The 1,803-nt window shown below is 64.1% G+C and carries 3 protein-coding genes; 2 read left to right on the forward strand and 1 reads right to left on the reverse strand.

The window, feature by feature from the left end; all coding sequences use genetic code 11:
- Together HX846_RS14740 and HX846_RS14745 are read left to right on the forward strand one after the other, a co-directional pair.
- A partial coding sequence (locus tag HX846_RS14740; protein WP_178965620.1) for an alginate lyase family protein occupies positions 1-886 on the forward strand: 886 nt, incomplete at its 5' end.
- A 45-nt stretch (positions 887-931) separates the two neighbouring features.
- Entirely contained in the window at positions 932-1,432 is a 501-nt protein-coding gene (locus tag HX846_RS14745) for an AAA family ATPase (RefSeq protein ID WP_178965621.1), read from the forward strand.
- On the opposite strand, the gene HX846_RS14750 is transcribed toward HX846_RS14745, so the two are convergent.
- Positions 1,429-1,803, reverse strand: a 375-nt coding sequence (locus tag HX846_RS14750) for a L,D-transpeptidase family protein (protein ID WP_178965622.1), incomplete at its 5' end; no start/stop codon positions are given. The genes HX846_RS14745 and HX846_RS14750 overlap by 4 nt on opposite strands.

Here is a 1,803-nt window from a genome sequence, read left to right on the forward strand (position 1 = left end):
CCTGCCCCATCTGCACACCGAAGGTACCCTGCCGAACCACGGCATCCGCGAGCAAAGCATCGCCGCCGAGAAGGATTGGCCAGTCATGCGCCAGGCGGCCCTGGCCTGGCGCCTGAGCCGTGACACGCGCTACCTCAAGCAAGTGGATGACTACCTGAGCGCGTGGGCCAGCACCTACCAGCCGGACTTCAACCCGATCGACGAAACCAACCTCGACATGCTGATCAGCGCCTACGCCCTCACCGCCAGCGACCTTCGCCCCCAGACCCGCGACGCCACCCGCGCGCTGCTGACCAACCTGGGCAATGGCTATATCGAGCGCATCAAGCAGTTCCACGGCGAAAAGAAAGCCACCAACACCAATAACTGGCAGAGCCACCGCGTAAAACTGGTCACGGTGGCCGCCGCCGCACTGGGCGACCGCGAGATGCTCGAACAGGCCTTCCAGCTGTTCCGGCAACAGATCAACGACAACGTACTGCCCGACGGCTCGGTGAGCGACTTCCAGGACCGTGACGCCCTGCACTATGTGGTCTACGACCTGGAGCCGCTGGTGCAGGCCGCGCTGGCGGCCAAGCCCTACGGCATTGGCGGCAACTGGCTGGACGTCACCGCGCCCCACGGTGGCTCGCTGAGCGAAGCACTGGACTGGCTGGCGCCGTATGCCAAAGGCCAGCGCAGCCACGAAGAGTTCGTGCATACCCACGTGCAGTTCGACCGGGACCGGGCCCGCGTAGGTGAGCCTGGCTACAGCGGCGAATGGAACCCGAAAAGCAGCAATACGCTGTACTGGCTGGCGGCGCAGTTGGACGCCCGGTATCTGCCAGTGGCCGAACAACTCGCGCCCAAGCCTTCGGACTGGATCAGCGCCTGTTATTTGAAGTGAGTCGCCCGGTAGACTGAGCCGACTCACCCCTTCGAAGGATCGACCATGCTTATTGTGTTCAGCGGCCTGCCCGGCACCGGGAAGACCACGATTGCCAAGGCCCTTGCCGACCAATCCGGCGCCGTGTATCTGCGCATCGACACCATCGAGCAGGCCATCCGCGATGCAGGGGTCCTGGAGCAAGGTGTGGGCAGCAGCGGTTACCAGGTGGCCAATGCGCTGGCATTGAGCAACCTGTTGCTGGGCCACACGGTTATCGTCGATTGCGTAAATCCGGTGGCTGAAAGTCGTCAGGCGTGGCGCGACACCGCGCTAAGCGCCGATACGCCGCTGGTGAATATCCAGGTGGTGTGCTCCGACCCACACGAACACCAACGTCGCGTGGAATCACGCACCAGCGACATTCCGGGGCTCACACCGCCCACCTGGCAGTCCGTCCTGGCCCATGAATATGAGCCATGGGCCGAGTCGCCATTGACCGTCGATACGGCGCGCTTGTCTTCCCATGAGGCGGTGACGATGATCAACGCTCAGCTAAGCGCCTAGAGCGCACTCTCCATCGCCTTCATCAACACCGGGTCGCGCCCGTAAATGTCCGGCGCGTAGAGCAACGCGCCCTTGCCATCGACCTGCACCGTCCAATACCCCAGCAGCACCGGTACCGGCGTCGCGAGCCGGAACTCGTGGGTGGTTTCCGTCGCCAGCAATTCTTCGGTGCGGATCTTCTCCGACGGGCTCACCAGGAAGTCGCGCAACAGCAGCGGCTGCTCAACCCTCACACATCCCGAACTGAAGGCCCGCGGGCCCTTGGAGAACAGCGGCTGGCTCGGCGTGTCGTGCAAGTACACCGAATACGGGTTGGGAAAACGCAGCACGATCCGGCCCAGCGGGTTGCGCGGGCCGGCGCCCTGGCGCAG

Source organism: Pseudomonas sp. K5002 (assembly GCF_013386655.1).
Taxonomy (GTDB): domain Bacteria; phylum Pseudomonadota; class Gammaproteobacteria; order Pseudomonadales; family Pseudomonadaceae; genus Aquipseudomonas.

Bases quoted from the DNA above. Each gene is read 5' to 3' on its own strand.
- HX846_RS14745 (WP_178965621.1), top strand. From the start codon at position 932: ATGCTTATTGTGTTCAGCGGCCTGCCCGGCACCGGGAAGACCACGATT.